This window comes from Paenibacillus naphthalenovorans (genome assembly GCF_900099895.1).
GTDB classification, from domain to species: Bacteria; Bacillota; Bacilli; order Paenibacillales; family NBRC-103111; genus Paenibacillus_G; species Paenibacillus_G naphthalenovorans.
In genome coordinates, this window is sequence record NZ_FNDY01000015.1 from 42055 (window position 1) to 65297 (window position 23243).

Consider the following 23243-nt stretch of genomic DNA (forward strand, 5'->3'; position numbering starts at 1 on the left):
AGGAGGTAGCAGAGGATGAACAGGCATAAACTACGAAGTCCTGCGGGAGCGTCCGGGACAAGTAGGCCATGGCAAGGGGACGGGTTTCTGCAGCATGCTTCATTTCTGCGTCTGTGGTTTACTTTGATCGGAACGCAAGCCGGGCTGTTCTCGATAAAAGGAGTGCTCGGTCTTCCCTATGATCAAGCGGATTGGGTCGCGCCCGGATTCATCTTGATTGCTGCCGGGCCGGTTCTTTATTTGTCTTTAAAGAAAAAAGCAAATCAACTGAGGGCTGCCTGGTATGCTGCATTGACTTTGCTGCTGCTGGCGGAATGTGCGGAGATGGCGACCCGTTACATCTATGCAGGATGGAACGGCTGGTTAGTCCACTTGGCGGATGCGGCAGGAACGATGCTGCTGGCGGTCCCTTTGTTGTATTTTGTTATTGCCGATCTCCGGAACAGGGAAGCGACGGAACGGCGTTTACATGATTTATCCTTTCATGACCAGCTTACCGGGCTGCCGAATAGGGAGAAATTCCAGCAATCCCTTGAGGCTTCCATTGAGGCGACCCGAATAGCCAGATCCACGCTGGCTGTCCTGTTCATCAATCTCGATAGGTTCAAAAATATCAATGATACGTTCGGACACACGTTCGGCGACCGGTTGCTCATGGAAGCGGCGGAACGACTGAAGAACGGATTAAACAGCGGTGCAAGCGTATCGAGGCAGGAGGGAGACAAGTTCACTGTAACGATTGAGGAGGCGGAGCCGTCTTCGGATGTCGAGCTGGCTGCGCAAAAGATCGTTCATCTGTTCAGCAAGCCGTTTTCCATTGACGGCCACGAGCTTCGCGTGGGCTGCAGTATCGGCATAGCGAGATATCCACAGGACGGAGACGATCCGATTACGCTGATGAAGAATGCGGCCACGGCCATGTCCAGGGCTAAGGATTACGGTACGAACGGCTACCGCTTTTATACCGCCGAGATGAACGATGCGGTCATCCAGAAGCTGGTTCTGGAGGAGTGGATGAACAAAGCGCTGGAGCAGGATGAATTCGTGCTGTATTTTCAGCCTCAAGTGGATATATTCGATCATCGTTTAAACGGGATGGAGGCTCTTCTTCGATGGAATCATCCGCGGCTCGGCGTTATTTCTCCGGGTGATTTCATTCCTCTTGCGGAAGAAACGGGATTGATTATTCCCATCGGGAAGTGGGTGCTGCGAACGGCCTGTATGCAAAATAAAGCATGGCAGCTTGAGGGGTTCCCGCCGTTGAAGATGGCAGTCAACATCTCACCGGTCCAATTTTACCAGGACGACTTTGTACAGGTTGTATTAGAAGCGCTTCAGGAAAGCGGATTGGAGCCGCAATACCTGGAGCTCGAAATTACGGAAGGCATAGCGATGTATCAGCTGGACCAAGTGGTAGACAAGCTTAATACGTTGCGCGAGCTGGGAGTACATATTTCGATTGACGATTTCGGGACAGGCTTTTCCTCACTGAATTATTTGAAAAAATTTCCCATCGATAAGCTGAAAATCGCACAGCAATTCGTTAGAGATGTTACCGATGACCCGGATGATGCCGCGATCGTTCAGGCGATCATGGCGATGGCGCAAAGCTTGAACCTGAATGTCATTGCGGAAGGGGTGGAGACGGAAGATCAGCTTTCGTTTCTGCTGGAGGTCAAATGCAGGGAAATTCAAGGGTACATATACAGCAAACCGGTTCCGGCAGATGAGTTTTACGATTTGCTGAAGAGGAACATGGTGGCGTAAACCAAGCGGCCCCCATCACACTTTTGAACTGTGCCCCATAATGAAGGACACTTTGAAAAAAAGTGACCCTTTGTGGGTCACAGTTCATTTAAGGCGAGGGGGCGATTTTTTTGGAAAAGTTACGCTGCGCCTGAACCAGACTGCCGGGATGTCCGCTTGGGCGGAAGAGCCGCGGCGGGTGGCATCGATTCCGCCTGATACCGGCAGGTGGAATCGGCCGGCAGACGGACTATCACATGGCAAAGCACTACCGCAAGTGAAAAAGCGACCGGAATTCCGGTGAGGAGTGCTCCTGCCGCGTCCTTGGCATTCTTAACTCAAAACCATTTTATGCTTGGTCATTGGGTTGCTGCTCCCAGCTTTGAGGGTGGCCGTCCCCCACGTAATTTGCCGCTGCGGCGTTGGCGATAACCTGCTCCGGGCTTTTGCAGCCGGGAATGACGGCAGTAACCGCAGGGTGCTTGAGGCACCAGGCTAATGCCCAAGTGGCCATATCCATACCGGCGGGCAGCTCCTTCTCCTTAATGCGTTCGACCTCTTCAAGCTTGAGGCGCGTTTGCTCGGGATCGTGCCGCTGCCGGACGTCGTTGTCGGCAAACACAGCTCCCGGCTTATATTTGCCGCTCAAGTATCCGCTTGCCAGAGGCACGCGTGCCAATACGCCAAGCCCCTGCCGCTCGCAGGAAGGAAATACCCGCTCCTCCGGCGCGCGGTCCAGCCGGTTATAAACGATTTGAATGACCTTTGAGCCGACGCGTGAGGAAGCTTCGGTTTGATGCAGGTTATCGTTGTTCCCGATGGACGTTCCGAGATGGCGGATTTTACCCGCTTGCACCTGTTTGTCCAGCATAGTCCATAAGTCGTCCTGATCAAACGCCTCGTCTGTTCCCGAATGAAATTGGTACAGGTCTATGTAATCCGTTTGAAGAGCCTTTAAGGAAGCGTCCAGCTGTTGAAGCACCTCTTGCGGGGACCAGTGCTGTGTACGATCCATATGCGCGTGGAAGCGATGGCCAAACTTGGTGGCGATCACCCAATCTTCCCGGCGTCCGCGGGAGACGTAGCTGCCGATCAGCGACTCGGACGTATGGTCGCCGTAGCATTCCGCAGTATCGATCAGATTGATGCCGCTATCCTTGGCCTGATCGAGAATGCCGTCCACTTCGGCTTGCGTGAAAGGCTTGCCCCATTCGCCTCCGAACTGCCAAGTCCCTACGCCGATGACGGAAACCTTCAAATTCGTTGCACCGAGCTTGCGATATTTCATGGACATTCCTCCTTGGATGAGTGCTTTTGGGATGTGATTCGAACTGTCCAGCCTGTACCCGATTGTACAAAAACGGGTGGCCCTATTCAAACCCGCTTTTGAAGAAAACGAGCGAGGAATCTCAAAGGCGAGGCCGTGGATGGGAGATGCCAAACGGTGAAATGACGGCTTACGATGTATGGTATAGCAAGAGCGCTTAACGGGTAAGCCGCAAGTTGAAACATCGTTTACGGGAGAGACAAGCGCTGTTTTTCCGACTTGGGCAGCTTGCTGCAAACCAGCTGATAAGATTCGTCCAGCATGTCCAATATTTCGCTGTCGCCGATCGACCCGTCCAGCAGGACGGTATTCCAATGGCGCTTGTTCATGTGATAGCCGGGGTAGACGGACTTCGGATAGGTTTGTCTCGTCAGCCATACGGTGTCGGGGTCGGCCTTCAGGTTCACGCTGGGGGTACCTTGAAATGAACCGAAAAGTGCAAACATTTTATTGGCGACGAACAATACCGGCGTTTCAGGATCAAACGGATAACGCAAGTCGGCGCCGGTTTTCTTCAATCCATAGTTGATCAGCTGTTGATGATCCATCGGCGGCGGATCTCCTTTTTTATTAATATCAGAATGTACGGCTTCGATCCGGAGGATCACGATTCCGGTATTACGGAAAAGCTTCATCGTAACACACGAACGGTTCTTCATCGAACAGGCTTCTTAGCAGAAGCTTTTCTTATGCCCTGTTGATTCCATCATAACCTTTTCGGGGTCCCGTGAAAAGTGAAAACTGATGTGGACATTAAGCGGACAACCATGCTATCATTAACTCGATTTTACCCTAATCAGCAATAGTCATCATTTTATCGAACAGGTACCGATTCCGTTCGTAAAGACGGTCTCGGTTTAAAAGGGAAGCCGGTGCAAGTCCGGCACGGTCCCGCCACTGTAAGCGAGAAGCTTTTCTGCTTGAATGACGCCACTGTCGAATGATGGGAAGGCTGCGGAAAAGCGTTGAGACGCAAGTCAGGAGACCTGCCTGTTCTGTTGAGGCCGTTCCATCCGATGTTGTGATGGCGGCTGTCAACGAAGTCACCCGATACCTACGCGGATAGGATGGTGTACGAGAGCGGTAGAAGCCATGCAGGCACGACCGTCTTTATTGAGCGCAGCCAAACGGGCGACAGCCCATGCGTAAAATAAAGCCGTGCTGCTGGTTCCCCATCCATTGTCGTCAAGCATCTTCCGGGAGGAAGATGCTTTTTTGTATTTTTGGCATGCGGAGCGAGTCCATCCGGTTTGCAGTGCTCGCCGATGTTCGGGTGCCGAATATCGGTTGGACAGCAGTTTTTTTCACCGGACAGAGGAGAATCCCGATGAATCCGGATGGACGCAGAAGCTTGCGGGATTCGTACGGCACCTCCTGCCAGCTGCCTCACGAGCTTGCTGTATGGGTCGCGATTGGACCACGTTGTGCTGCTGAGCTGAAAATCAGTCTAACAGCAGCCCCAAAAGAGGGATCACCGCCAGAAGGAGTGCCACTGCGCTGAACATCACTCTAGTGGAAGCAGATTTTATTGTTGAAGGCAGTTTGCGAAGGGACGAGGCATATTCCTTATAGAAGGTATGACCATGCTGATCAATTGATTAGGAAGTCAAGGAGGGATGAAGTATGAAAGGGAAATTGTCTGTGATTGGTTTTGGACCAGGCAGCTATGAACATATGACCCAGAGAGCGAGAGATGCAATTCAGGAAAGCGACGTTGTGATCGGATACAATACATACGTAGATTTGGTGAGAGGTTTGTTAAACGGGCAGCAGGTGGTGCGCACGGGGATGACTGAAGAGGTGAGCCGGGCGCAGGAGGCGGTTCGCCAAGCGGAGGCCGGACATCGGGTGGCTGTCATTTCCAGCGGGGACGCCGGTGTATACGGCATGGCCGGGCTGATCTATGAGGTGCTGATGGAAAAAGGCTGGCGGCGCGGCCAAGGCGTAGATGTCGAAGTGATTCCCGGCATATCGGCGATCAACTCGACGGCTTCCTTGCTTGGGGCGCCTATCATGCACGATGCCTGCACGATTAGTCTGAGCGACCATTTGACGCCATGGGAGCTGATCATCAAGCGCGTGGAAGCGGCGGCGCAGGCCGATTTTGTCATTGCACTGTATAATCCGCGAAGCGGCAGACGCACAAGGCAAATCGTGGAAACGCAGCGGGTGCTGCTGAAGCATCGCTCGCCGCAGACGCCGGTAGGGATCGTCAAGAGCGCTTACCGCGAGCGTGAAGACATCGTCATCACTACGCTTGAAGAGATGCTAGAGCACGACATCGGGATGCTGACGACGGTGATTATCGGCAACTCGACCACGGTAGTTTATGACGGGCTCATGGTGACACCGCGCGGCTATCAGCGCAAGTATACGCTCGGATCAGAAGTACAGCCCCTAAAGCCGCATCAAAGGCTGCAGAAAGAAGCGGAGCCCTGGGCTCTGGGGGAACAGACGGAGCCGGATGGTCCGGCGGCGGAATATAAAGCGGAGGGGAAATCTGAGAAGCCGGTATCCGCGTATGAGCTGGCACTGGAAGCACTGCAGCTTGCCGATGCGCACAGCTCCGGATTGGCCCGGCCCGAATCCGGCAGCCTTGACACAGGCCTATTCCGCCAGGAAGCCATCCTTGAATTTGCCGTGAGTCCGGGGCTTGCCGAGAAACGGCTGACCGCCGCCCAGCTTGCGCTGCTTGCCGAGATCGTTGGCGAAGACGGGACGATGGAATATACCCCGCATCATCAAATGCTGGTGCGTCTCCGGACATCGGATCCCGATGCGGTGACCTCAAGATTAACGGACGCAGGGCTGCTCGTTGCCCCGATTGGCGATGTGGCGCAGTTGAAAGCCTGCGATTTCTGCAACATGGACAAGGCCGATTCGGTGCCTTATATGGAAGAACTCCATCGCCGCTTGGGTGGTATGCGCGTGCCGAAGGAGCTGAAGATCGGCTTCAACGGCTGCGGTATGGCGTGCTACGGAGCTGTGAAGGAGGATATCGGGATCGTGTACCGCAGAGAAAAGTTCGATCTGTTCCTGGGAGGCAAAACGGTCGGAAGAAATGCCCGCCCGGGGCAGCCTGTCGCTGAGGGCATCGAGCCGGAGCGGTTGGTGGAGACGGTGGAGAGAATCGTCTCCCGTTACGCCAATGAAGGTTACCCGAACGAGCGGTTCCATAAATTTTTCGGCCGCGTGAAGGAGCTGGAAGGGTACCGGCATCAGGATCTGCCGGTCTTTCAGATCGAAAATGCGGTGTGCGGCGATTCATAAGGCCGATAAGGACAATAATGGGTAAAGAAGGGGGACGGAGCATGAATGCGGTATTGTTTGTAGGGCACGGCAGCCGGGATCCGGAAGGAAATGAGGAGGTACGCATTTTTGTAGCTTCGGTGGCAAAAATGCTGGGGGAGCCGATCGTGGAAACGTGCTTTTTGGAGTTTGAGTCACCTACGATCGCTCAAGGCATTCAGACCTGCGTAGACCGGGGAGCGACCTTGGTTGCGGTTGTGCCGATCACGCTGTTTGCGGCGGGGCATGCGAAGCTGCATATTCCGGCTGCCATAGATGCGGCGAAGCAGAAGTATCCGGACGTTCTGTTTGTTTACAGCCGGCCGATCGGCGTTCATGAGCTGGCGCTTGATATTTTGTCTTCACGCTTGGAAGAAGCGGGGATCGATCTTGAAGAGAACGCGGAGGATACGGCGCTGCTTGTGATCGGACGCGGCAGCAGCGATGCGGACGCCAACAGCGATTTATATAAAATATCGCGGCTATTGTGGGAGCGGCTGAAGGTGAAATGGGTGGAAACTGCCTTCATTGGGGTAACGGCCCCGCTCGCGGACGAAGGCGTAGAGCGCTGCGTGAAGCTCGGCGCCAAACGGATTGTGATGCTGCCTTATTTTCTGTTTACGGGCGTGCTGATCAAACGCTTGGAGCAAATGAAAGGCGAGTTTGCTAAAAAGCATCCGGACCGGTCGTTCGTTTTGGCGGACTACTTTGGCTTTCATCCGAAGCTGAGCGAAATTTTGAAGGAGCGGGCCAACGAGGCGCTCTATGGAGAAGTTCGCATGAACTGTGATATGTGCCATTTTCGGCTTGAGGCGGCGAAGCACATGGATCACCATCATCACCATGATCACGACCACCATCATAATCACGAGCATCACGACCACCATCATGATCATAATCACGAACATGACGACCACCATCATGATCATAATCACGAACATGACGACCACCATGACCACGATCATGAACATGAACGGCAGAAGCCGACTGTTAAGAGCAAAGAGGTGTACTTATGATTCTCATGCTGGCAGGAACGAGCGATGCGCGTGAATTGGCGGTGCGCATTAAGGGCGCAGGGTATGAACTGCTTGCTACGGTTGTGACCGAGAGTGCCGCGAAAAGTCTGGAGGAGGCGGGGATTCCGGTGCAAACCGGCCGGCTTGACGCAGCCGGTATGGCCGAGCTGATCCGCAGCCGCGGGTTTCGGACAGTCGTGGATGCGAGTCATCCGTTTGCCGAGGAAGCTTCGCGGCAGGCTATGGCGGCCGCTCTTCAGACGGGCGTGCCGTATATCCGTTATGAGCGGGAGCGGGGAACCTATGAAGGGCATCAGCGGCTTTTGTTCGTGGACGACTATGAGCAAGCAGCGGAGCTTGCCGCGAGCAGACGCGGCGTGATTATGCTCACGACGGGCAGCAAGACGCTGCATATTTTTGCCGAGCGGCTGATCGGGCTCCCGGATACGACGTTGGTTGCCCGTATGCTGCCCCGTAAGGATAACATGGAGAAGTGCGAGCAGCTGGGCATCGAACAGAAAAATATTGTGGCCATGCAGGGGCCCTTTTCCAAGGAATTGAATCAAGCGCTGTATCGGCATTACGGGGTCACGACGGTCATCACAAAGGAAAGCGGCAAAATCGGGGCGGTCGAAGAAAAGCTTGCGGCAGCGCTGGAAATGAACATTGATACGATCGTCATCGGACGCCCGCAGCTGGATTACGGCGTTGTGTATTCGGAGTTTGACGGAGTGCTGGACGAATTAAATCACACGTTACGGGAGGCGCGATAAATTATGGATTTTCGGACGGAGTTTAAACCGCTGACGGTACAGCCGCAGGAAATTGAGGAGAAAAGCTTTGCAATGATTACCGAGGAGCTTGGCGAGCATTCCTTTACCGAGGAGCAGTACAAGGTGGTGCAGCGGGTCATTCACGCATCGGCGGATTTTGAATTGGGGCGCAGCCTGGTGTTCCATCCGGATGCCATCCGCGCCGGTATCGACGCCATCCGAAGCGGCAAGCCGATCGTAGCCGATGTGCAAATGGTGCAGGTGGGCATCAGCAAGCCGAGAATTCAAAAGTACGGCGGCGACGTTCGGGTATACATATCGGATCCGGATGTTATGGAGGAAGCGAAGCGTCTGAATACGACGCGGGCGATCATCTCGATCCGTAAAGCGGCCCGTGAGGCGGACGGAGCGATCTATGCGATCGGCAATGCGCCGACGGCGCTGCTGGAACTGATTCGTCTGGTCAAGGAAGGCCAGGCGAAGCCGGGTCTGATCATCGGCGTGCCTGTCGGCTTCGTTTCTGCGGCGGAATCCAAAGAAGAGCTGCTCAAGCTTGATGTGCCTTTCATTACGAATATCGGCCGGAAGGGCGGCAGCCCTGTTGCAGTGGCATCCGTTAATGCGCTGTCGCTGCTTGCAGAGCGCGAAGGATAAGCGGCATGGATGCGAAGGAGTCCAAGCCGCTGCGTCATGGATATACGACGGGCGCCTGCGCGACCGCTGCGGCGCAGGCGGCGCTTGAGGCGCTGATTGTGCAGGAGCCGCAGCGGCAGTCGACCATCCGGCTGCCGATCGGTCAGGACGTCACCTTCGAGATCGTCGCATGCGAGGTGGAGGAGCACCGGGCTTCCGCTGAAATTATTAAGGATGGCGGCGACGACCCGGATGCGACTCATGGAGCAAGAATCATTTGCGAGGTTTCCTGGCGGGAAACGCCCGGCATCGAGCTGGACGGCGGCGTCGGCGTAGGTCGGGTAACAAAGCCCGGACTTCCGGTAGAGGTTGGTCAGGCGGCGATTAATCCGGTCCCCCGGAAGATGATCCGCGAAGCGGTCGAGGCGGTATTAAACCGGTATGAGCTGAATCGGGGGGTAAGGGTGGTTGTTTCCGTTCCCGATGGAGAAGAAATCGCGAAGAAGACGCTGAATGCCAGACTCGGCATAGTAGGCGGCATCTCGATTCTGGGTACGCGGGGGATCGTCGTCCCGTTCTCGACGGCAGCGTATAAAGCCAGCGTAGCCCAAGCTATCCGAGTAGCGGTCAAGGGCGGCTGCAGCCATGTTGTTCTTTCTACCGGAGGACGGACCGAAAAGTTCGGGATGGAGATGTATCCGAAGCTGCCGGAGGAAGCGTTCGTCGAAATGGGGGATTTTGTCGGGTTCGCGCTTCAACAATGTGCGAGACAAGGCATTCGCAAGGTGACGCTGGTCGGAATGATGGGCAAGTTTTCCAAAGTCGCGCAAGGGGTGATGATGGTACATTCCAAGAGCGCCCCCGTTGATTTCGGCTTTCTTGCCCGTATGGCGGAGGAGGCCGGAGCTTCTGAGACGGTGGTCCGTAAGATTGCCGAAGCGAACACCGCTTCTCAGGTGGGAGATATGATGCATGAGCTGGGATGCAGATTATTTTTCGATGTGATGTGCGCGTACTGCTGCCGTTCTTTGCTTCAAGAAGCAGGGGGAAGCAGCAGCTCAGGCTTTGAGGTGGAAACGGTCATTATCTCGATGAAGGCCGAGCTGTTGGGAAGGATGAGCATGACCAAGGAAAGCGGCGGATATAGCGTCAGGCAGGAAGGGGATTTTTAGATGAAAGAAACGATTGCCGTCATAGGGATCGGTGATGACGGAACGGCGGGTTTGCCTGAATTGTACATGGATCGGATCAGGCAGGCCGAGGTGCTTATCGGAGGAGAACGGCAGCTGGAGTTTTTTCCGGATTTTCGGGGAGAAACGATCCTGATTAAGGGTGGTCTGGGCGAGCTGACGGAGAAGCTTCAGGCAGAGCACCGGAGGACCGTGGTGCTGGCATCCGGCGATCCGCTATTTTACGGTATAGGCGGTTATTTGGCGGGCAAGCTTCCCGGGCGGGTGGAGGTATATCCGCAGGTGAGCTCGCTTCAGCTCGCCTTTGCGCGAATCGGCGAGAGCTGGCAGGATGCATATATCGCAAGCGCGCACGGCCGCAGCCTGAAGGGGCTTGCGCAGCGGATCGACGGACAAGCCAAAGTAGCGCTGCTGACGGATGAGAAGAACCATCCGGGTGCAATCGCCCGCTATTTGCTGGAATTCGGCATGACCGAATACCGCGTCTTTGTCGGCGAGCATCTCGGAGGTACGAAGGAGCGTACCGGCTGGTACGGGCTCGAAGAGCTTGCCGCCTCCGGTGAATCGGGCTTCTCACCGCTGAATATCGTGATTCTGCGGAGGCGGCCGGGGACAGCGTCGCCGGATTGGCCGCTCGGCATTGATGACGCCGAGTTTGCACAGCGCAAGCCCGACAAAGGGCTGATCACGAAAAAAGAGGTTCGCGTCCTCAGCTTGGCGGCCCTTCATTTAAGACGGGACAGCATCGTATGGGATATCGGTACATGCACAGGCTCCGTAGCGATTGAAGCGGCCCGGATATGCCGTGACGGGGCTGTGTATGCGGTCGAGAAAAATGAAGGGGACTTGGCGAACTTCCGTGAAAATATCCGCAAATTCCGGACTGACATTACGGGAATTCATGCCAAAGCGCCGGAGGGACTCGATCAGTTTCCCGATCCGGATGCGGTGTTTATTGGAGGCAGCGGGGGAGAGCTGAGGGAACTGCTTTCGATCTGCTGCAATCGTTTGAGACCGGGAGGTACCATTGTGCTGAACGCTGCAACGATCGAGAACCTGTCGGCCGCAACCAAAGCTTTTGCCGAAGAAGGCTTCGCAGCGGATATAACGCTCGCCCAAATCAGCCGCAGCAAGCCGATTCTGGACATGACGCGGTTTGAAAGCTTGAACCCCGTGTATATCATTGCAGCAAGACGGCATCAAAAAGACAGTCCGACGACAGGAGGACAAACGGATGAGTAAGATCGGCACATTATACGGTGTGGGCGTAGGCCCGGGAGATCCGGAACTCATTACGGTCAAGGCGTTTCGTTTGCTCAAGGAATCGCCGGTGATCGCCTATCCGCGCAAAAAATCGGGCGCCAAGAGCTACGCCCTGACCATTGTAGAAATGTATGTAGACACCCGGGAAAAGGAGATGCTCGCCCTGACCTTCCCGATGACGAAAGATAAAGAAGCGCTGGAAAAACAGTGGAACAAGACAGTAGATACGGTCTGGAGCCACCTTGAGCAGGGGAAAAATGTCGTGTTCGTCACCGAAGGCGATCCGATGCTGTACAGTACTTATATCCATTTAATGCGCCTGATGAAAGAAAGGCACCCGGAGGTGGAGGCCATTTCGGTTCCCGGCATATCCTCCGTCAACGCTGCGGCATCCAGACTCGGGTTACCGCTTGCCGACGGTGACGAGCAGATGGCGATCGTACCGGCTACGAATGATTATGGGCAGATGCGCCGGGCTTTGGAAACGCATGATTGCGTCGTGTTCATCAAGGTAGCGAAGGTCATCGATCTGATGCTGTCGGTGCTGCGGGATCTGGGGCTGACGGACAAGGCGTCGGTACTGACTAAGGTGACCTCGGGCGAGGAGCAAATTTGGCGCAATATCGAAGAGCTGGCCGGTCGCGAGCTGGAGTATTTGACTTTAATGGTGGTGAGAAAATGAAGCTTTATATTATCGGCGCAGGCCCGGGAGACCCGGATTTGATTACGGTGAAGGGACTGCGCATCCTCCAGGAGGCCGATGTCGTGCTTTACACGGACTCTCTTGTGAACGACGAACTGATTGCACGGGCAAAGCCTGAAGCGGAAGTGCTCAAAAGCGCGGGGATGAGTCTGGAGGAAATGGTGGCCATCATGGCGGACCGCGTCAAAGCAGGCAAGCTTGTAGCCCGTGTCCATACGGGCGATCCGGCCGTTTTCGGGGCCATCATGGAACAGAAGGCGCTGCTGGCCAAGGAAGGAATCGCATGCGAGATCGTACCGGGTGTCAGTTCCGTGTTTGCGGCTGCGGCTGCGGTAGGGGCTGAGCTTACGATTCCGGAGCTGACCCAAACGGTCATTCTGACACGGGCCGAAGGACGCACTCCGGTGCCGGATCGCGAGCAGCTCAAAGATTTGGCGGCCCATCACTGTACGCTGGCGTTGTTTCTGAGCGCAACGCTGACGAAAAAAGTGGTGCGCGAGCTGACAGAGGCCGGATGGAGTCCCGAAACCCCGGTTGCCGTCGTTCAACGAGCGTCCTGGCCGGATCAAATCATCGTGCGGACTACGCTTGCCCGGTTGGATGAGGATATGCGCGTGAACGGAATTCGCAAGCATGCGATGATTTTGGCCGGATGGGCGCTCGACCCGGAAATCGGTACTCATGAGGAGTACCGTTCGAAGCTGTACGATAAATCGTTCACGCACGGCTACCGCAAAGGGGTGAAGGACTGATGGGGGAACCGGAAGTCATTACGCTGCAGGAAGGGACGATCCCGGATATCCGGAAATCGGGCAATTATGCGTTGATTGCCATCACAAAGCACGGGGTGGAGCTAGCACGCCGGCTGCAGCGGTCGTTTGACCATGCGGATGTGTATTATATGTCCAAGTTCGCCCGTGGAGACGAATCCGGAAGGAATATCCAGCTGTTTGAAGGAAGCGTGCGCCTGCTGTTTCCGGCGCTGTTTCCCGCTTACGACGGAATCATTTGCATCATTTCTCTTGGGGCCGTCGTTCGCATGATCGCTCCCTTATTGAAGGATAAAAAGACGGATCCCGGTATCGTCGTCATTGACGACAAAGGCGAGCATGTCATCAGCGTGCTGTCCGGCCATTTGGGCGGAGCGAACGAGCTCGCGCGCGAGGTTGCGGCGGTACTTGGCGCAGTGCCGGTGATTACCACGGCGTCGGACGTGCAGAAGACGATTGCCGTCGATTTGTTCGGACGACGTTACGGATGGACTTGGGAATCGGCGGACAAGCTGACGCCGGTGAGCGCATCCGTCGTAAATGAGGAACGAATCGCTATCATTCAGGAATCCGGGGAACCGGATTGGTGGACTTATCCGTCTCCGCTCCCGCACAACATCCGCGTTTACAAGGATATCCCGACCGCTCTAGGCGATGAGCCGCAGGCTGCGCTGGTCGTGACTCATCGTATCCTCACGCCTGAAGAAGAGCCCATTCTGAAAAACGGCGTGCTGTTCCGTCCCAAAGTGATCGCACTCGGCATCGGATGCAATCGGGGCACCTCCTCCGAGGAAATTGCGGCAGTTATCCGGGAAACGCTGGAGGAGCTTCAGTTTTCGATTCGTAGCGTGAAGGCGGTTTGCACTATCGATTTGAAAAAAGACGAGGAAGGCCTGCTCGCCGTATGTGAAGAGAACGGCTGGCCGCTGGTTTGCTATACGCCCGGGGAGCTTAATGAAATACCGATCGAGGAACCGTCCGAGACCGTATATAAATATACCGGCGCGTACGGCGTCAGCGAACCTGCCGCCAAACGCTTTACGGGAGCGAAACGTCTTGCGCTGGTAAAGAAAAAAAGCGGCAACGTAACGATATCCGTTGGCATAATGGATTTTGAGAAGGGAAGCGGCAGCTTATGAGCATAGGGGTGAACGGACAAGCGGTTCATCGAAGCGTCGTCATCGCCGGGACCGGCAGCGGTGCAGGCAAAACGACCGTTACCCTTGGTCTCATGGCGGCTTTGAGCCGCAGAGGCTTGACGGTGCAGGGATTTAAATGCGGCCCGGATTACATCGATCCGACTTATCATAAGGCGGTGACCGGCAGGTCTTCGCGCAATTTGGACAGCTGGATGCTGACGTCCGAGACGGTGAAAGAAATATACGGACGCGCCTCCAAGGATGCCGATGTATCGGTCATTGAAGGTGTAATGGGGCTGTACGACGGGAAAGATCCGCTGTCCAACACAGGAAGCACAGCCGAGATCGGCATGCTGCTGCAGCTGCCTGTTCTGCTGGTGGTAAACTGTCAGAGCATGGCGCGGAGCGCGGCCGCGATCGTGAAAGGCTTTCAGCTTCTGGAGCCGAATGTGCGCATTGCCGCCGTTTTCGCCAACAAGGTCGGCAGTGACGGACACTACCGCATTGTCAAACAAGCGATCGAGCAGGAATGCGGCATTCCGGTCATCGGCTTTCTGAAGAGGGAAGATCAGCTGGCCTTGCCCGAGCGTCATCTCGGACTCGTACCTTCCATTGAACGTGGGGAGATGGGCGGTTTCTTCGAGGAATTGGCCGATCGTCTGGAGCAGAATACCGATCTGGATAGACTGCTGGAGCTTGCTTCCGCCGCTGAACCGCCGGCAGTAGAGCCGCCGAAGCTTTTTGCGCCTCCGGCCCGGTTATATCAAGTCAGAATGGCTGTAGCGTACGATGCGGCTTTCCATTTCTATTATTCTGAAAATTTGGAGCTTCTGGAGCATTACGGAGCAAAGCTGGTCTACTTCTCCCCGCTGGCGGGAGAACCGCTTCCGGAAGGGGTGCAGGGGCTATATATTGGCGGGGGCTTCCCCGAAGAATTCGCTGATGCGCTGAGCCGGGAGGAGGCGGTTGCCGGGTCCATACGGAAAGCCTTGGAAAGCGGATTGCCGACATTGGCCGAATGCGGAGGCTTTATGTATTTGACACAGGCGATTGAAGATACACAGGGCCGAAGTTATCCCATGCTGGGGCTTATCCCCGGCAAAGTTGTCATGCAGCCGAAGCTCGCTGCACTAGGACTCAGGGAAATCACAGGCACGCCGGACAATTTTCTGTTTCGGGACGGGGACATCGCGCGCGGGCACGAGTTCCATTATTCCACCTATGTACCGGCGGAGGCGGTAGAGCCGGCACCAGCCTATGAAACCAAGGGTCTGCGGGGCACGAAAAAGGACGGCTGCCTGCTGTACCGGACGGTGGCAGGTTATACGCATTTGCATTTTGCTTCCAATCCGGAGCTTGTAGTACGATGGCTCAAGGAATGCGAGGAATATCGTCTGCCAATAGTGCAGCCGTGAAGTAGAGGAGCAGTAGAGCAAGAGTCGTCCCATCTCTACTGCTTTTTAGTATGCAGCAGTCTGGTAACGTTGAAAATCAGCGCAATAGAGAGCGGAGAGGCCAAAAGCCCCGCCGTAAGGATGAATTTCTGCGCAGTGGCCCGCGTGAGAGGGGTGAAGCGCGATCGCAGCGGCAACGAGCGGCAACAACCGACAACAACCGGTTTTCTGCAGGATTGACATTGATAATGATAACTATTATCATTCGGGTATAAAGCTTTGAATTAGCGGCGGAAGGCGGGACGTCATCTTTATGAAAAAGATCAGATACTGCTGCAAAAATTTTAAAAGAGGCACCAAAAAAGTGTATAAAAGCATTAAAGGCGACTATCCTAAAGTAAAGCAGAAGAAAAGGGACTGCCTGGGTAACTGCAAGCTTTGCTCCAAAGAATGCTTTGCCGTTGTAGGAAAATCCAAGAAGCTGGTATCTGCCCCGAATGCCGAAATGTTATTTGAAAAATTGAAGAACAAGATCAGTTGATCTTCCGGCTTGGCGGCAGGAAATGACATATCATGTTCACATTTCACAATCGCTTTCCTTGACGCACAATGGTATATTATAGGGATATATGACTACATATTTAGGATGTGATTTCATGAATGAAGCGTTGAGCAAAGCGTTGAACGACCAAATGAATTTTGAGTTTTATTCGGCTCAAGTCTACTTGGCCATGGCGGCCTACTGTTCTTCGGAGAGCCTGGACGGGTTTGCGAATTTCTTCATTGTGCAGGCCGAGGAAGAAAGGTTCCATGCGATGAAAATATACAAGTATTTAAACGATCGCGGCGAACGCGTCACCGTATCCGGCATGGATACGCCGAATAATAATTACAAGTCCGTACTGGATGCTTATCAGCATGCCTATGAGCATGAGAAAGTTGTGACCAAACGGTTCTATGACTTGTCCGACATTGCCATGAACGATCGCGAGCATGCCACCATTCATTTTTTGAAGTGGTTTATTGACGAGCAGGTTGAGGAAGAGGCGCTGTTTGACAGCATTATTCAAAAGCTGAAGCGCATCGATAAAGACAGCAATGCCTTTTTTATGCTCGATACCGAGTTTCTAGCACGCACCTTTACGCCACCGGCCCAGTAACCGGATAGGCGGAGGGCACTTGCATCCGGCGCATCGTTTGCATATAATACTTGATAAATCCATAATGATAAATGCGTTGACGGAGAAAAGTAAGCAGTGCTTCTTCACAGGGAGGATACGCCGGCGATTGAGAGCGTGTCCGAGGAATCAGGCTGCCCAAGTTCGCTCCTGAGCAGTCCTTTGAAACCGTACGTCTGTATCGGCAAGTAGAAGGAACCGGTGTCGAACCGCGAATTGTGGTTCATGAACCGTTACGTTCAACGAAGTGGGAGGAACCGTTTCTTCGTGCCTATGCTATGCAGCATAAGAAAGGTTTTTCCAACAAGGGTGGTACCGCGGCTTTTTCGTCCCTTATCGGACGGAAAAGCCTTTTTTGCGTTGAGCGAAACCGGGAGGCACTTAAGGCTAAGGCACATAATGAAACAACGATTAAGGAGGCGGCATGGCGATGAAAGAACGATTGCTTGCATTAAAGGAAGAGGCGCTTAATGAGCTCGCTCGTGTGGAAAACCAGCAGCAGCTCAGCGACCTTCGTATCAAGTATTTAGGGAAAAAGGGCCCGCTCACCGAAATTTTGCGCGGTATGGGCGCTTTGAGCGCGGAAGAGCGTCCGGTTATCGGTCAAGTGGCCAATGAAGTGCGCGCTGCGATCGAGGAAGTGATTGAAGCCAAGCAGGCAGAATACAACCAAGCGGAAACGCAGGCACGCCTGGCGGCTGAAACGATTGACGTAACACTCCCGGGGCGGCCCGTTGCACGGGGTGCGGTGCATCCGATCAGCAAGGTGATTCAGGAGATCGAGGATATTTTTATCGGCATGGGTTATTCGGTGGCCGAAGGCCCTGAGGTGGAACAGGATTACTACAATTTCGAAGCACTGAATTTGCCGAAAAACCACCCGGCGCGCGACATGCAGGATTCGTTCTATGTAACGGAAGATATTCTGATGCGGACGCACACCTCTCCGGTACAAGTACGGACCATGGAGAAAATGAAAGGCCATGTGCCGGTCAAAATCATCTGCCCCGGCCGGGTATACCGCCGTGACGACGACGATGCGACGCATTCCCATATGTTCACGCAAATTGAAGGACTTGTCATCGACAAGGGCATTCGTATGAGCGACCTCAAGGGGACTTTGCTTCAATTCGTTCAGGAGCTGTTCGGCAAGCAAACGCAAATCCGGATGCGGCCGAGCTTCTTCCCGTTCACGGAGCCCAGTGCGGAGGTGGATGTCACCTGTGCGATGTGCGGCGGTCACGGCTGCCGGGTGTGCAAGCAGACAGGATGGCTCGAAATCCTTGGCTCCGGCATGGTGCATCCGCGCGTGCTTGAGATGGCAGGCTATGATCCGCAGGAATACAGCGGATTTGCCTTCGGTCTTGGCGTGGAAAGAATCGCGATGCTGAAATATGACATTGAAGATATTCGCCATTTCTATACGAACGATCTGCGGTTCCTGAAGCAGTTCGTGCATATTTAAGAGGGGAGCGTGACCTGGGGAAATGAAGGTATCGTATGAATGGTTATCCCAGTATGTGGATATAAGCGGTAATACAGCGGCCGAATTGGCTGAAAAGCTGACTAGAAGCGGGATTGAAGTTGATATTGTGGAAAACCGGAACAAGGGTGTGGAAAAGGTCGTCGTCGGCTTTGTCAAGTCGCGGGAGAAGCATCCGGATGCCGACAAGCTGAGCGTATGCATCGTCGATGCGGGCCAAGGCGAAGATCTGCAAATCGTTTGCGGAGCGAAAAATGTGGCTGCAGGCCAGAAGGTGCCTGTCGCGCTAATAGGCGCGAAGCTGCCGGGCGGATTGTCGATCAAACGCTCGAAGCTGCGCGGCGTGGAGTCGCAGGGAATGATTTGCTCGGCCAAGGAGCTGGGCTTAAACGACAAGCTGCTGCCCAAGGAGATTCAGGAAGGCATTCTTGTTCTGCCTGAGGACACGGAGGTGGGTGCAAGCATTTTGGATGTGCTCGCTCTAAACGATGAGGTAATGGATCTGGATCTGACGCCGAACCGTTCGGATTGCTTGAGTATGCTGGGTACGGCTTATGAGATCGGCGCCATTCTCGGCCGGGAAGTCAAGCTGCCTGACGCCGAGTCGGGACTCCGTAAGAATACAAGCGGAATAAAGGCGGAGGATAAGATATCGGTCGAAATTTCCGCAAAAGATTTGTGCTCGCATTATGCGGCGCGCTTGATCGAAGGCGTACGAATCGGAAAGTCACCTTTGTGGCTGCAAAATCGTCTGATGGCGGCCGGAATTCGGCCCATCAATAATATCGTCGACATTACCAACTACGTGATGCTGGAATTTGGACAGCCGCTGCATGCGTTTGATGCGGATAAGCTGGCCAACGGCCATATTGACGTAAGGCTGGCCCGCGAAGGCGAGAAGCTTGTAACGCTCGACGATGTGGAGAGAACGCTTGAGCCTCACATGCTGCTGATTACGGACGGTACGAAGCCGGTCGCGATTGCAGGCGTAATGGGGGGCGCGAATTCCGAGGTCACCGAGGGAACGACCCGGATTGTGCTGGAATCGGCCAAATTCGACGGCGGCTCCGTCCGCAAAACGTCGCGTCAGCTCGGGCTCCGTTCCGAGGCGTCTTTGCGGTTTGAGAAGGAAGTGAATCCGGAAGCGGTCATTCCGGCTTTGAACCGTGCGGCGTCACTGATTGCGGAGCTGGCCGGCGGACAAGTGGCATCGGGTGTGGTAGAGGCTGTAAGCGGCGAGCATCGGCCGGTGAAGATCGAGATCACCGTAGGCCGCATCAACAGCTACCTTGGTACCGAGTTGTCTGCCGAGGAAGTGAAAGCCATTTTCGGGCGGTTGAATTTTGCCGTTGAGCCGCTTGATCGGGATGGCTTCCGGGTGCATGTGCCCAGCAGACGCGGTGATATCACGAGAGCGGTCGACCTCATTGAGGAAGTGGCGCGCCTTCACGGCTACGATCATATTCCGACAACGCTGATGAACGTAGTAACGACGCCGGGCGCACTCACAAGAGAGCAGTCGATCCGCCGCGTGGTCCGGACGCTTCTGACGAACAGCGGCCTTCATGAGGCCATTACGTATTCGTTCACCCATCCGGAACAGATTCACAGCTTCCCTGGCGCTCACCGCGAAACGAAGCCGGTAGCCCTGGCGATGCCGATGAGCGAAGAACGCAGCGTGCTACGCACGAGCCTGGTGCCTCATCTGCTGGACGTGGCTGCATATAACCGCAACCGGAACATCAACGATGTGGCTGTTTTTGAGATTGGCCGCGTGTTCCTCTCGGATGAAGAAACGCTCAGCCGGCTGCCGGAGGAGAAGCTTATGCTCGCGATCCTGCTGACGGGCAAGCGGAGCGATGTGCATTGGACGGGAAAACCGGGGGACGTGGACTTCTATGATTTGAAGGGGATCTTTGAAGGGCTCGTCCAGTATCTGGGTATAGAAGGCGTCCGGTACGTAGCGGCAGGTCCGGAAGGCTTCCATCCGGGGCGCTGCGCGCAAGTGGAAGTAGAGCGTGACGGAGTCCGCAAAATCATCGGAACGCTCGGACAGCTGCACCCGGCACTGCAGCAGCAGAAAGACCTTGCCGACACATACGTATTAGAAGTGGAAATGGACGCGCTCACGGAGCTAGCGGGTGAACGCTTCACCTATGACCCGCTGCCTCGTTACCCGGCCATTATCCGCGACATGGCGCTGGTGGTGGACCGCGGCGTAGCCGTGGGCGATTTGCTGGATAAAGCCAGGGAGACGGCGGGTTCTCTGCTTGAGTCGATTCAGGTATTCGATGTTTACACGGGTGAACGGCTTGGAGCGGATAAGAAAAGCGTCGCCATTTCCCTTGTGTATCGGACGCCGGACCGTACATTGACCGACAATGAGGTAAGCGAATTGCATGGCCGCGTTGTGGCCGAGCTGGAATCGGCTTTCGCCGCCGTGCTGAGGAAATAATGGTTCATCTCTTCTGACAAAAGGTTGAGAACTGTAGCAGGAAAAGCGATTCTCCGTATCGAATGTTTCTAGGATACGGAGAATTTTTTTGTTTGTTCTGGAAAGGGGAGCAGCGTTTCGTGAGCGGTGAAGATAAAGTCCGGATGACCGTAGACATCTATGGCACTCAATATAAGCTGATTTCAAGGTCGAGTCCTTCTTATATAAAGAGCGTTGCGGCGCTCGTCAATGATCAAATGCATCGAATTGCCGAAAGCAGTCCCCGGCTGGATTTGCCCAAAATCGCCGTGCTGGCGGCGGTGAACATGGCGGATGAATGGACACGCATACAGAAGGAGCTGGAAAGCACGCTCGCCAAGGTGCGGCAGCTTGAAAAAGCGCAGGATGATCTGGCGGAGCTCCGTGGGATTCATGCGCAGCAGCAGGAGGAACTGTCTGCCGTAAACGAGCGGTTGGCCGCCGTAACGGCGGAGCGGGATGCGCAGCAATCCGCATTCGAGCAAGCCGAGCTGGAGTCGGCTGCACTTCGTGCGGAGCTGAATCAGCTGGAGGACCTGCGGAAGAAGCTGGAAACGGAACTGGCGGAGGTACGGGAGCGGCTGGACGGTCAATTGGAGCTGACCGGAGAGCTGGAACGGCAGCTGACGGAAGCAGTCGGGCGTACGTGGGAGCTTGAAGAGCGTGTTCATTCGGATGCGCAGGAAGCGGAGCGCCGCGAAAAGCAGCTGCGGGAACTGGAGCAGGCGAAGCAGGGACTGGAGCGGCGTATATCTGAGCTGGAGAAAGAGAAAGACGGCCTGCAAGGCCGTGCGGCTTCGCTGGAAGCGCAGCTCGTCAAGCAGGCGGAGGCGGCAAAGCAAACGGGACAGCGCCTCTCTGCACAGGAGGCTTGCGTCCGTGAGCTGGAGCAGCGTTTGCAGACCGTACAGGCCGAGCGGGACAAGCTGGTTGAGCAGCTTGCGACGTGGGAGCGGCAGTATGCAGAGCTCAGCGATCAGCTGGACCTGCTCCAGGAGCAGGTTGCCAAGCGGGAGCAGGAGATTGAGCTGCAGGTAACGCTCTACAACGAACTGCAGCAGCAGGCAGCGGAAGAGCGTGTGCAGGCGCAGCAGCGTGAAGCGGAGCTGGCAGAGCAGTTGGAGCAAAAGCGGCGGCTGCAGATGCAGCTGGGCGAACAGCTGGAGAAAGGCCGGGAACTGCAGCAGCTTAATGACAAGCTGCAATCGGAGCTCGAGGCGCTGCGTCGCGAGCATCATGAGAAGCAGGAAGAGCTCGGGCTGCAGGAGGAACTTTACCGTGAGCTGGAAACAGAGCTTGAAGGACTGCGGGATCAAAGCAGTTTGCGCGAAGCAGAGCTGCAGCGGCAGCTGGCGGATCAAGAGAAGCGGCACGCCGGGGAGCTGGCGGCCGTGCGCAATCGCGCCCGCGAGGAAGCTGCGGAGCAGGAAGCAGCTCTGGCGGAGCTCGAGCGGAAGCTGTCCGAGCGCGAAGCGGAGTGGAAGCAGACAGCCGACGGGTTGGAGGCGCGCCGGGCGGAGCTGGAACGGCAGCTCGCGCAGCAGCAGGCGTACAATCTGCAGCTGCAGGAAAGCAGCAGCCAGTGGCAGCAGCGCAGCGAGTCGCAGGCGGCTTATGCCGACGAGCTTCGCGCCAAGGTTCATGAGCAGCAGGAAGAGCTTGAACTGCAGCAGGAACTGTATGACGAACTGCAGGGACAGTATGACGAGCTTCAGAAGCGCGTCGTTTCCCAGGAAGCGCAGGCTCGGCAAACGGCGGAAAGGCATGAAGCGTATAGGGCGGAACTGGAAAGCAAGCTGGCTGAACGCGAAAGCGAATTAGCCGAGCTGCGCCGCGAACGCGAGGCGGCAGAAGAGCTTAGCAGGGCGCTGGTAGAACAGTGCGCTGCGCTCGAAGAACGGCAGATCTCCGCGCAGAGCGAGCGGGATGTGCTCCAGCAGCGGCTTGCCGCACAGGAAGCCCGCATTGTTGAGCTGGAGGCGCAAGCCGAACTGGCAAAGAAGCTGGGGCGTGATTTGACGGAGCAGCAGGAAGAGCTTGAGCTGCAGATAGAGCTGTATAATGAGCTGCAGGAACAGTTGAACGCACAGGTGCAGCAGCATAAAGCGCTGCAGGCCGAATACGGACAGCAGCTGGAGAAGGCGGAACAGGTATATCAGGAACTGGAGACCTTGAGATCCGAATACGAAAAGCTGCAAATCGAATATAACGAGTGGATTGAGCTCGTGGAGAAGGAATAGAAGAATGAACGGATTGGATTGGGGAGTACTGGTGATCTTGGCTGTCGGGATCGTGCTCGGCTATTCACGTGGGTTCATTGCCCAGCTCCTCTCGATCGCCGGCTTGTTCGCGGCTTACCTGATTGCATTTGCATTCTACGATGATGCAGCGCCATGGTTTCAAGGAATGCTCGGATATTCGGGACATGAAACTTACTCAAATGATGCGTTCCTCACACAAGAGCTGCATCTGGATACTTACGTGTACAATGCGCTTGCTTTCGCTTTCCTGCTGTTTGGCGCCAAATTCGCTTTCAGCATGGCCGGACGTCTGTTAAACCTGTTGACGGCGGCACCGGGACTCAAGCAAATTAACCAGTTTAGCGGTGCGACATTAGGCTTTATTGAAGCTGCGTTGATTGCCGTAATTGCCGTCCACATCATGACCGTGCTTCCCAACGACACGTCTCAGCGGCTGTTGAAGCAATCCGCTTTGGCTCCTTATATCCTGGAGCGGACACCGGTCATCACGGAGAAGCTTCAGGAGCTGTGGAAGAGCCGGGCGGATGGGGATCAGGCGGCCGGACAGTCCGGTTGATTTGATCGATGCTGTCGTTAATCGGAAAATAAGTTTCGGCTCTAAGGCAC

21 protein-coding genes and 1 riboswitch are annotated in these 23243 nt (G+C 55.2%); of the genes, 18 read left to right on the top strand and 3 right to left on the bottom strand.

Annotated elements, in window-relative coordinates; genetic code table 11:
* The first annotated feature begins 15 nt into the window (after positions 1 to 15).
* Positions 16 to 1767 (top strand): putative bifunctional diguanylate cyclase/phosphodiesterase, encoded by a 1752-nt coding sequence (locus BLT35_RS15385; RefSeq protein WP_074728820.1) that lies wholly within the window; start codon positions 16 to 18, stop codon positions 1765 to 1767.
* 328 nt (positions 1768 to 2095) lie between these two features.
* Here the strand turns inward: BLT35_RS15385 and BLT35_RS15390 are convergent, their stop codons facing one another.
* The 3 genes from BLT35_RS15390 to BLT35_RS27025 form a co-directional block, all read right to left on the bottom strand.
* Positions 2096 to 3034 carry an aldo/keto reductase gene (locus BLT35_RS15390; RefSeq protein WP_074728822.1) on the bottom strand — a complete coding sequence of 313 codons (939 nt, stop codon included), beginning with the start codon at positions 3032 to 3034 and terminating at the stop codon, positions 2096 to 2098.
* A 227-nt stretch (positions 3035 to 3261) separates the two neighbouring features.
* Complete coding sequence (locus tag BLT35_RS15395) at positions 3262 to 3621, bottom strand: MmcQ/YjbR family DNA-binding protein (RefSeq protein WP_074728870.1); 360 nt, start codon at positions 3619 to 3621, stop codon at positions 3262 to 3264.
* Between the two features lie 258 nt (positions 3622 to 3879).
* Positions 3880 to 4081, top strand: a riboswitch (cobalamin riboswitch).
* A 35-nt stretch (positions 4082 to 4116) separates the two neighbouring features.
* Positions 4117 to 4266, bottom strand: coding sequence for a hypothetical protein (locus tag BLT35_RS27025; RefSeq protein ID WP_171006028.1), 150 nt, complete (start codon positions 4264 to 4266; stop codon positions 4117 to 4119).
* Positions 4267 to 4696: 430 nt separating this feature from the next.
* Here BLT35_RS27025 and cobJ point away from each other — a divergent pair, with 430 nt between their 5' ends.
* The 17 genes from cobJ (at position 4697) to BLT35_RS15480 (ending at position 23193) form a co-directional block, all read left to right on the top strand.
* A complete protein-coding gene (cobJ, locus tag BLT35_RS15400) occupies positions 4697 to 6343 on the top strand; it encodes a precorrin-3B C(17)-methyltransferase (RefSeq protein WP_074728824.1) in 1647 nt (548 codons plus the stop codon).
* 41 nt (positions 6344 to 6384) lie between these two features.
* Complete coding sequence (locus tag BLT35_RS15405) at positions 6385 to 7377, top strand: sirohydrochlorin chelatase (RefSeq protein ID WP_074728827.1); 993 nt, start codon at positions 6385 to 6387, stop codon at positions 7375 to 7377.
* Positions 7374 to 8150, top strand: coding sequence for a precorrin-6A reductase (gene cobK, locus BLT35_RS15410; protein ID WP_054818665.1), 777 nt, complete (start codon positions 7374 to 7376; stop codon positions 8148 to 8150). The genes BLT35_RS15405 and cobK overlap by 4 nt, the downstream gene beginning before the upstream one ends.
* Before the next feature lie 3 nt (positions 8151 to 8153).
* Positions 8154 to 8804, top strand: coding sequence for a precorrin-8X methylmutase (locus BLT35_RS15415; protein WP_062409453.1), 651 nt, complete (start codon positions 8154 to 8156; stop codon positions 8802 to 8804).
* A 5-nt stretch (positions 8805 to 8809) separates the two neighbouring features.
* A complete protein-coding gene (locus tag BLT35_RS15420) occupies positions 8810 to 9955 on the top strand; it encodes a cobalt-precorrin-5B (C(1))-methyltransferase (protein WP_062409452.1) in 1146 nt (381 codons plus the stop codon).
* Positions 9956 to 11215 (top strand): bifunctional cobalt-precorrin-7 (C(5))-methyltransferase/cobalt-precorrin-6B (C(15))-methyltransferase, encoded by a 1260-nt coding sequence (locus BLT35_RS15425; protein ID WP_074728829.1) that lies wholly within the window; start codon positions 9956 to 9958, stop codon positions 11213 to 11215.
* A complete protein-coding gene (gene cobI, locus BLT35_RS15430; protein ID WP_062409450.1) occupies positions 11208 to 11918 on the top strand; it encodes a precorrin-2 C(20)-methyltransferase in 711 nt (236 codons plus the stop codon). The genes BLT35_RS15425 and cobI overlap by 8 nt, the downstream gene beginning before the upstream one ends.
* Entirely contained in the window at positions 11915 to 12691 is a 777-nt protein-coding gene (gene cobM / locus BLT35_RS15435) for a precorrin-4 C(11)-methyltransferase (protein ID WP_062409449.1), read from the top strand. Before cobI ends, cobM begins: the two co-directional genes overlap by 4 nt.
* Complete coding sequence (locus BLT35_RS15440; protein ID WP_074728831.1) at positions 12691 to 13848, top strand: cobalt-precorrin 5A hydrolase; 1158 nt, start codon at positions 12691 to 12693, stop codon at positions 13846 to 13848. The genes cobM and BLT35_RS15440 overlap by 1 nt, the downstream gene beginning before the upstream one ends.
* Positions 13845 to 15263, top strand: a complete 1419-nt coding sequence (locus BLT35_RS15445; protein WP_074728833.1) for a cobyrinic acid a,c-diamide synthase CobB — start codon at positions 13845 to 13847, stop codon at positions 15261 to 15263. The genes BLT35_RS15440 and BLT35_RS15445 overlap by 4 nt, the downstream gene beginning before the upstream one ends.
* Before the next feature lie 69 nt (positions 15264 to 15332).
* On the top strand, positions 15333 to 15482 hold the full coding sequence (locus BLT35_RS27030; protein ID WP_175472001.1) for a hypothetical protein: 150 nt from the start codon (positions 15333 to 15335) through the stop codon (positions 15480 to 15482).
* A 73-nt stretch (positions 15483 to 15555) separates the two neighbouring features.
* Entirely contained in the window at positions 15556 to 15783 is a 228-nt protein-coding gene (locus BLT35_RS15450) for a DUF1450 domain-containing protein (protein WP_054818668.1), read from the top strand.
* Between the two features lie 115 nt (positions 15784 to 15898).
* Positions 15899 to 16402: a ferritin gene (locus BLT35_RS15455; RefSeq protein ID WP_074728835.1), complete on the top strand. Its 504-nt coding sequence runs from the start codon at positions 15899 to 15901 to the stop codon at positions 16400 to 16402.
* Positions 16403 to 16850: 448 nt separating this feature from the next.
* Positions 16851 to 17885: a phenylalanine--tRNA ligase subunit alpha gene (gene pheS, locus BLT35_RS15465; RefSeq protein ID WP_054818670.1), complete on the top strand. Its 1035-nt coding sequence runs from the start codon at positions 16851 to 16853 to the stop codon at positions 17883 to 17885.
* Positions 17886 to 17907: 22 nt separating this feature from the next.
* Complete coding sequence (pheT, locus tag BLT35_RS15470) at positions 17908 to 20358, top strand: phenylalanine--tRNA ligase subunit beta (RefSeq protein WP_062409443.1); 2451 nt, start codon at positions 17908 to 17910, stop codon at positions 20356 to 20358.
* Positions 20359 to 20477: 119 nt separating this feature from the next.
* Positions 20478 to 22616: a cell division protein ZapA gene (gene zapA / locus BLT35_RS15475; RefSeq protein WP_137671154.1), complete on the top strand. Its 2139-nt coding sequence runs from the start codon at positions 20478 to 20480 to the stop codon at positions 22614 to 22616.
* Positions 22617 to 22620: 4 nt separating this feature from the next.
* Positions 22621 to 23193, top strand: a complete 573-nt coding sequence (locus tag BLT35_RS15480) for a CvpA family protein (RefSeq protein ID WP_062409441.1) — start codon at positions 22621 to 22623, stop codon at positions 23191 to 23193.
* Positions 23194 to 23243: the final 50 nt, after the last annotated feature.

What these genes read in the sequence shown, in the direction of transcription:
- BLT35_RS15445 (WP_074728833.1), top strand. Translation starts at nt 13,845, where the DNA reads ATGAGCATAGGGGTGAACGGACAAGCGGTTCATCGAAGCGTCGTCATC.
- cobM (WP_062409449.1), top strand. Translation starts at nt 11,915, where the DNA reads ATGAAGCTTTATATTATCGGCGCAGGCCCGGGAGACCCGGATTTGATT.
- cobI (WP_062409450.1), top strand. Translation starts at nt 11,208, where the DNA reads ATGAGTAAGATCGGCACATTATACGGTGTGGGCGTAGGCCCGGGAGAT.
- BLT35_RS15455 (WP_074728835.1), top strand. Translation starts at nt 15,899, where the DNA reads ATGAATGAAGCGTTGAGCAAAGCGTTGAACGACCAAATGAATTTTGAG.
- pheS (WP_054818670.1), top strand. Translation starts at nt 16,851, where the DNA reads ATGAAAGAACGATTGCTTGCATTAAAGGAAGAGGCGCTTAATGAGCTC.
- BLT35_RS15415 (WP_062409453.1), top strand. Translation starts at nt 8,154, where the DNA reads ATGGATTTTCGGACGGAGTTTAAACCGCTGACGGTACAGCCGCAGGAA.
- BLT35_RS15480 (WP_062409441.1), top strand. Translation starts at nt 22,621, where the DNA reads ATGAACGGATTGGATTGGGGAGTACTGGTGATCTTGGCTGTCGGGATC.
- BLT35_RS15395 (WP_074728870.1), bottom strand. Translation starts at nt 3,621, where the DNA reads ATGGATCATCAACAGCTGATCAACTATGGATTGAAGAAAACCGGCGCC.
- BLT35_RS15420 (WP_062409452.1), top strand. Translation starts at nt 8,810, where the DNA reads ATGGATGCGAAGGAGTCCAAGCCGCTGCGTCATGGATATACGACGGGC.
- pheT (WP_062409443.1), top strand. Translation starts at nt 17,908, where the DNA reads ATGAAGGTATCGTATGAATGGTTATCCCAGTATGTGGATATAAGCGGT.
- cobK (WP_054818665.1), top strand. Translation starts at nt 7,374, where the DNA reads ATGATTCTCATGCTGGCAGGAACGAGCGATGCGCGTGAATTGGCGGTG.
- BLT35_RS15390 (WP_074728822.1), bottom strand. Translation starts at nt 3,034, where the DNA reads ATGAAATATCGCAAGCTCGGTGCAACGAATTTGAAGGTTTCCGTCATC.
- BLT35_RS15450 (WP_054818668.1), top strand. Translation starts at nt 15,556, where the DNA reads ATGAAAAAGATCAGATACTGCTGCAAAAATTTTAAAAGAGGCACCAAA.
- BLT35_RS15405 (WP_074728827.1), top strand. Translation starts at nt 6,385, where the DNA reads ATGAATGCGGTATTGTTTGTAGGGCACGGCAGCCGGGATCCGGAAGGA.
- BLT35_RS15440 (WP_074728831.1), top strand. Translation starts at nt 12,691, where the DNA reads ATGGGGGAACCGGAAGTCATTACGCTGCAGGAAGGGACGATCCCGGAT.
- BLT35_RS15385 (WP_074728820.1), top strand. Translation starts at nt 16, where the DNA reads ATGAACAGGCATAAACTACGAAGTCCTGCGGGAGCGTCCGGGACAAGT.
- BLT35_RS27025 (WP_171006028.1), bottom strand. Translation starts at nt 4,266, where the DNA reads ATGCTTGACGACAATGGATGGGGAACCAGCAGCACGGCTTTATTTTAC.
- cobJ (WP_074728824.1), top strand. Translation starts at nt 4,697, where the DNA reads ATGAAAGGGAAATTGTCTGTGATTGGTTTTGGACCAGGCAGCTATGAA.
- BLT35_RS15425 (WP_074728829.1), top strand. Translation starts at nt 9,956, where the DNA reads ATGAAAGAAACGATTGCCGTCATAGGGATCGGTGATGACGGAACGGCG.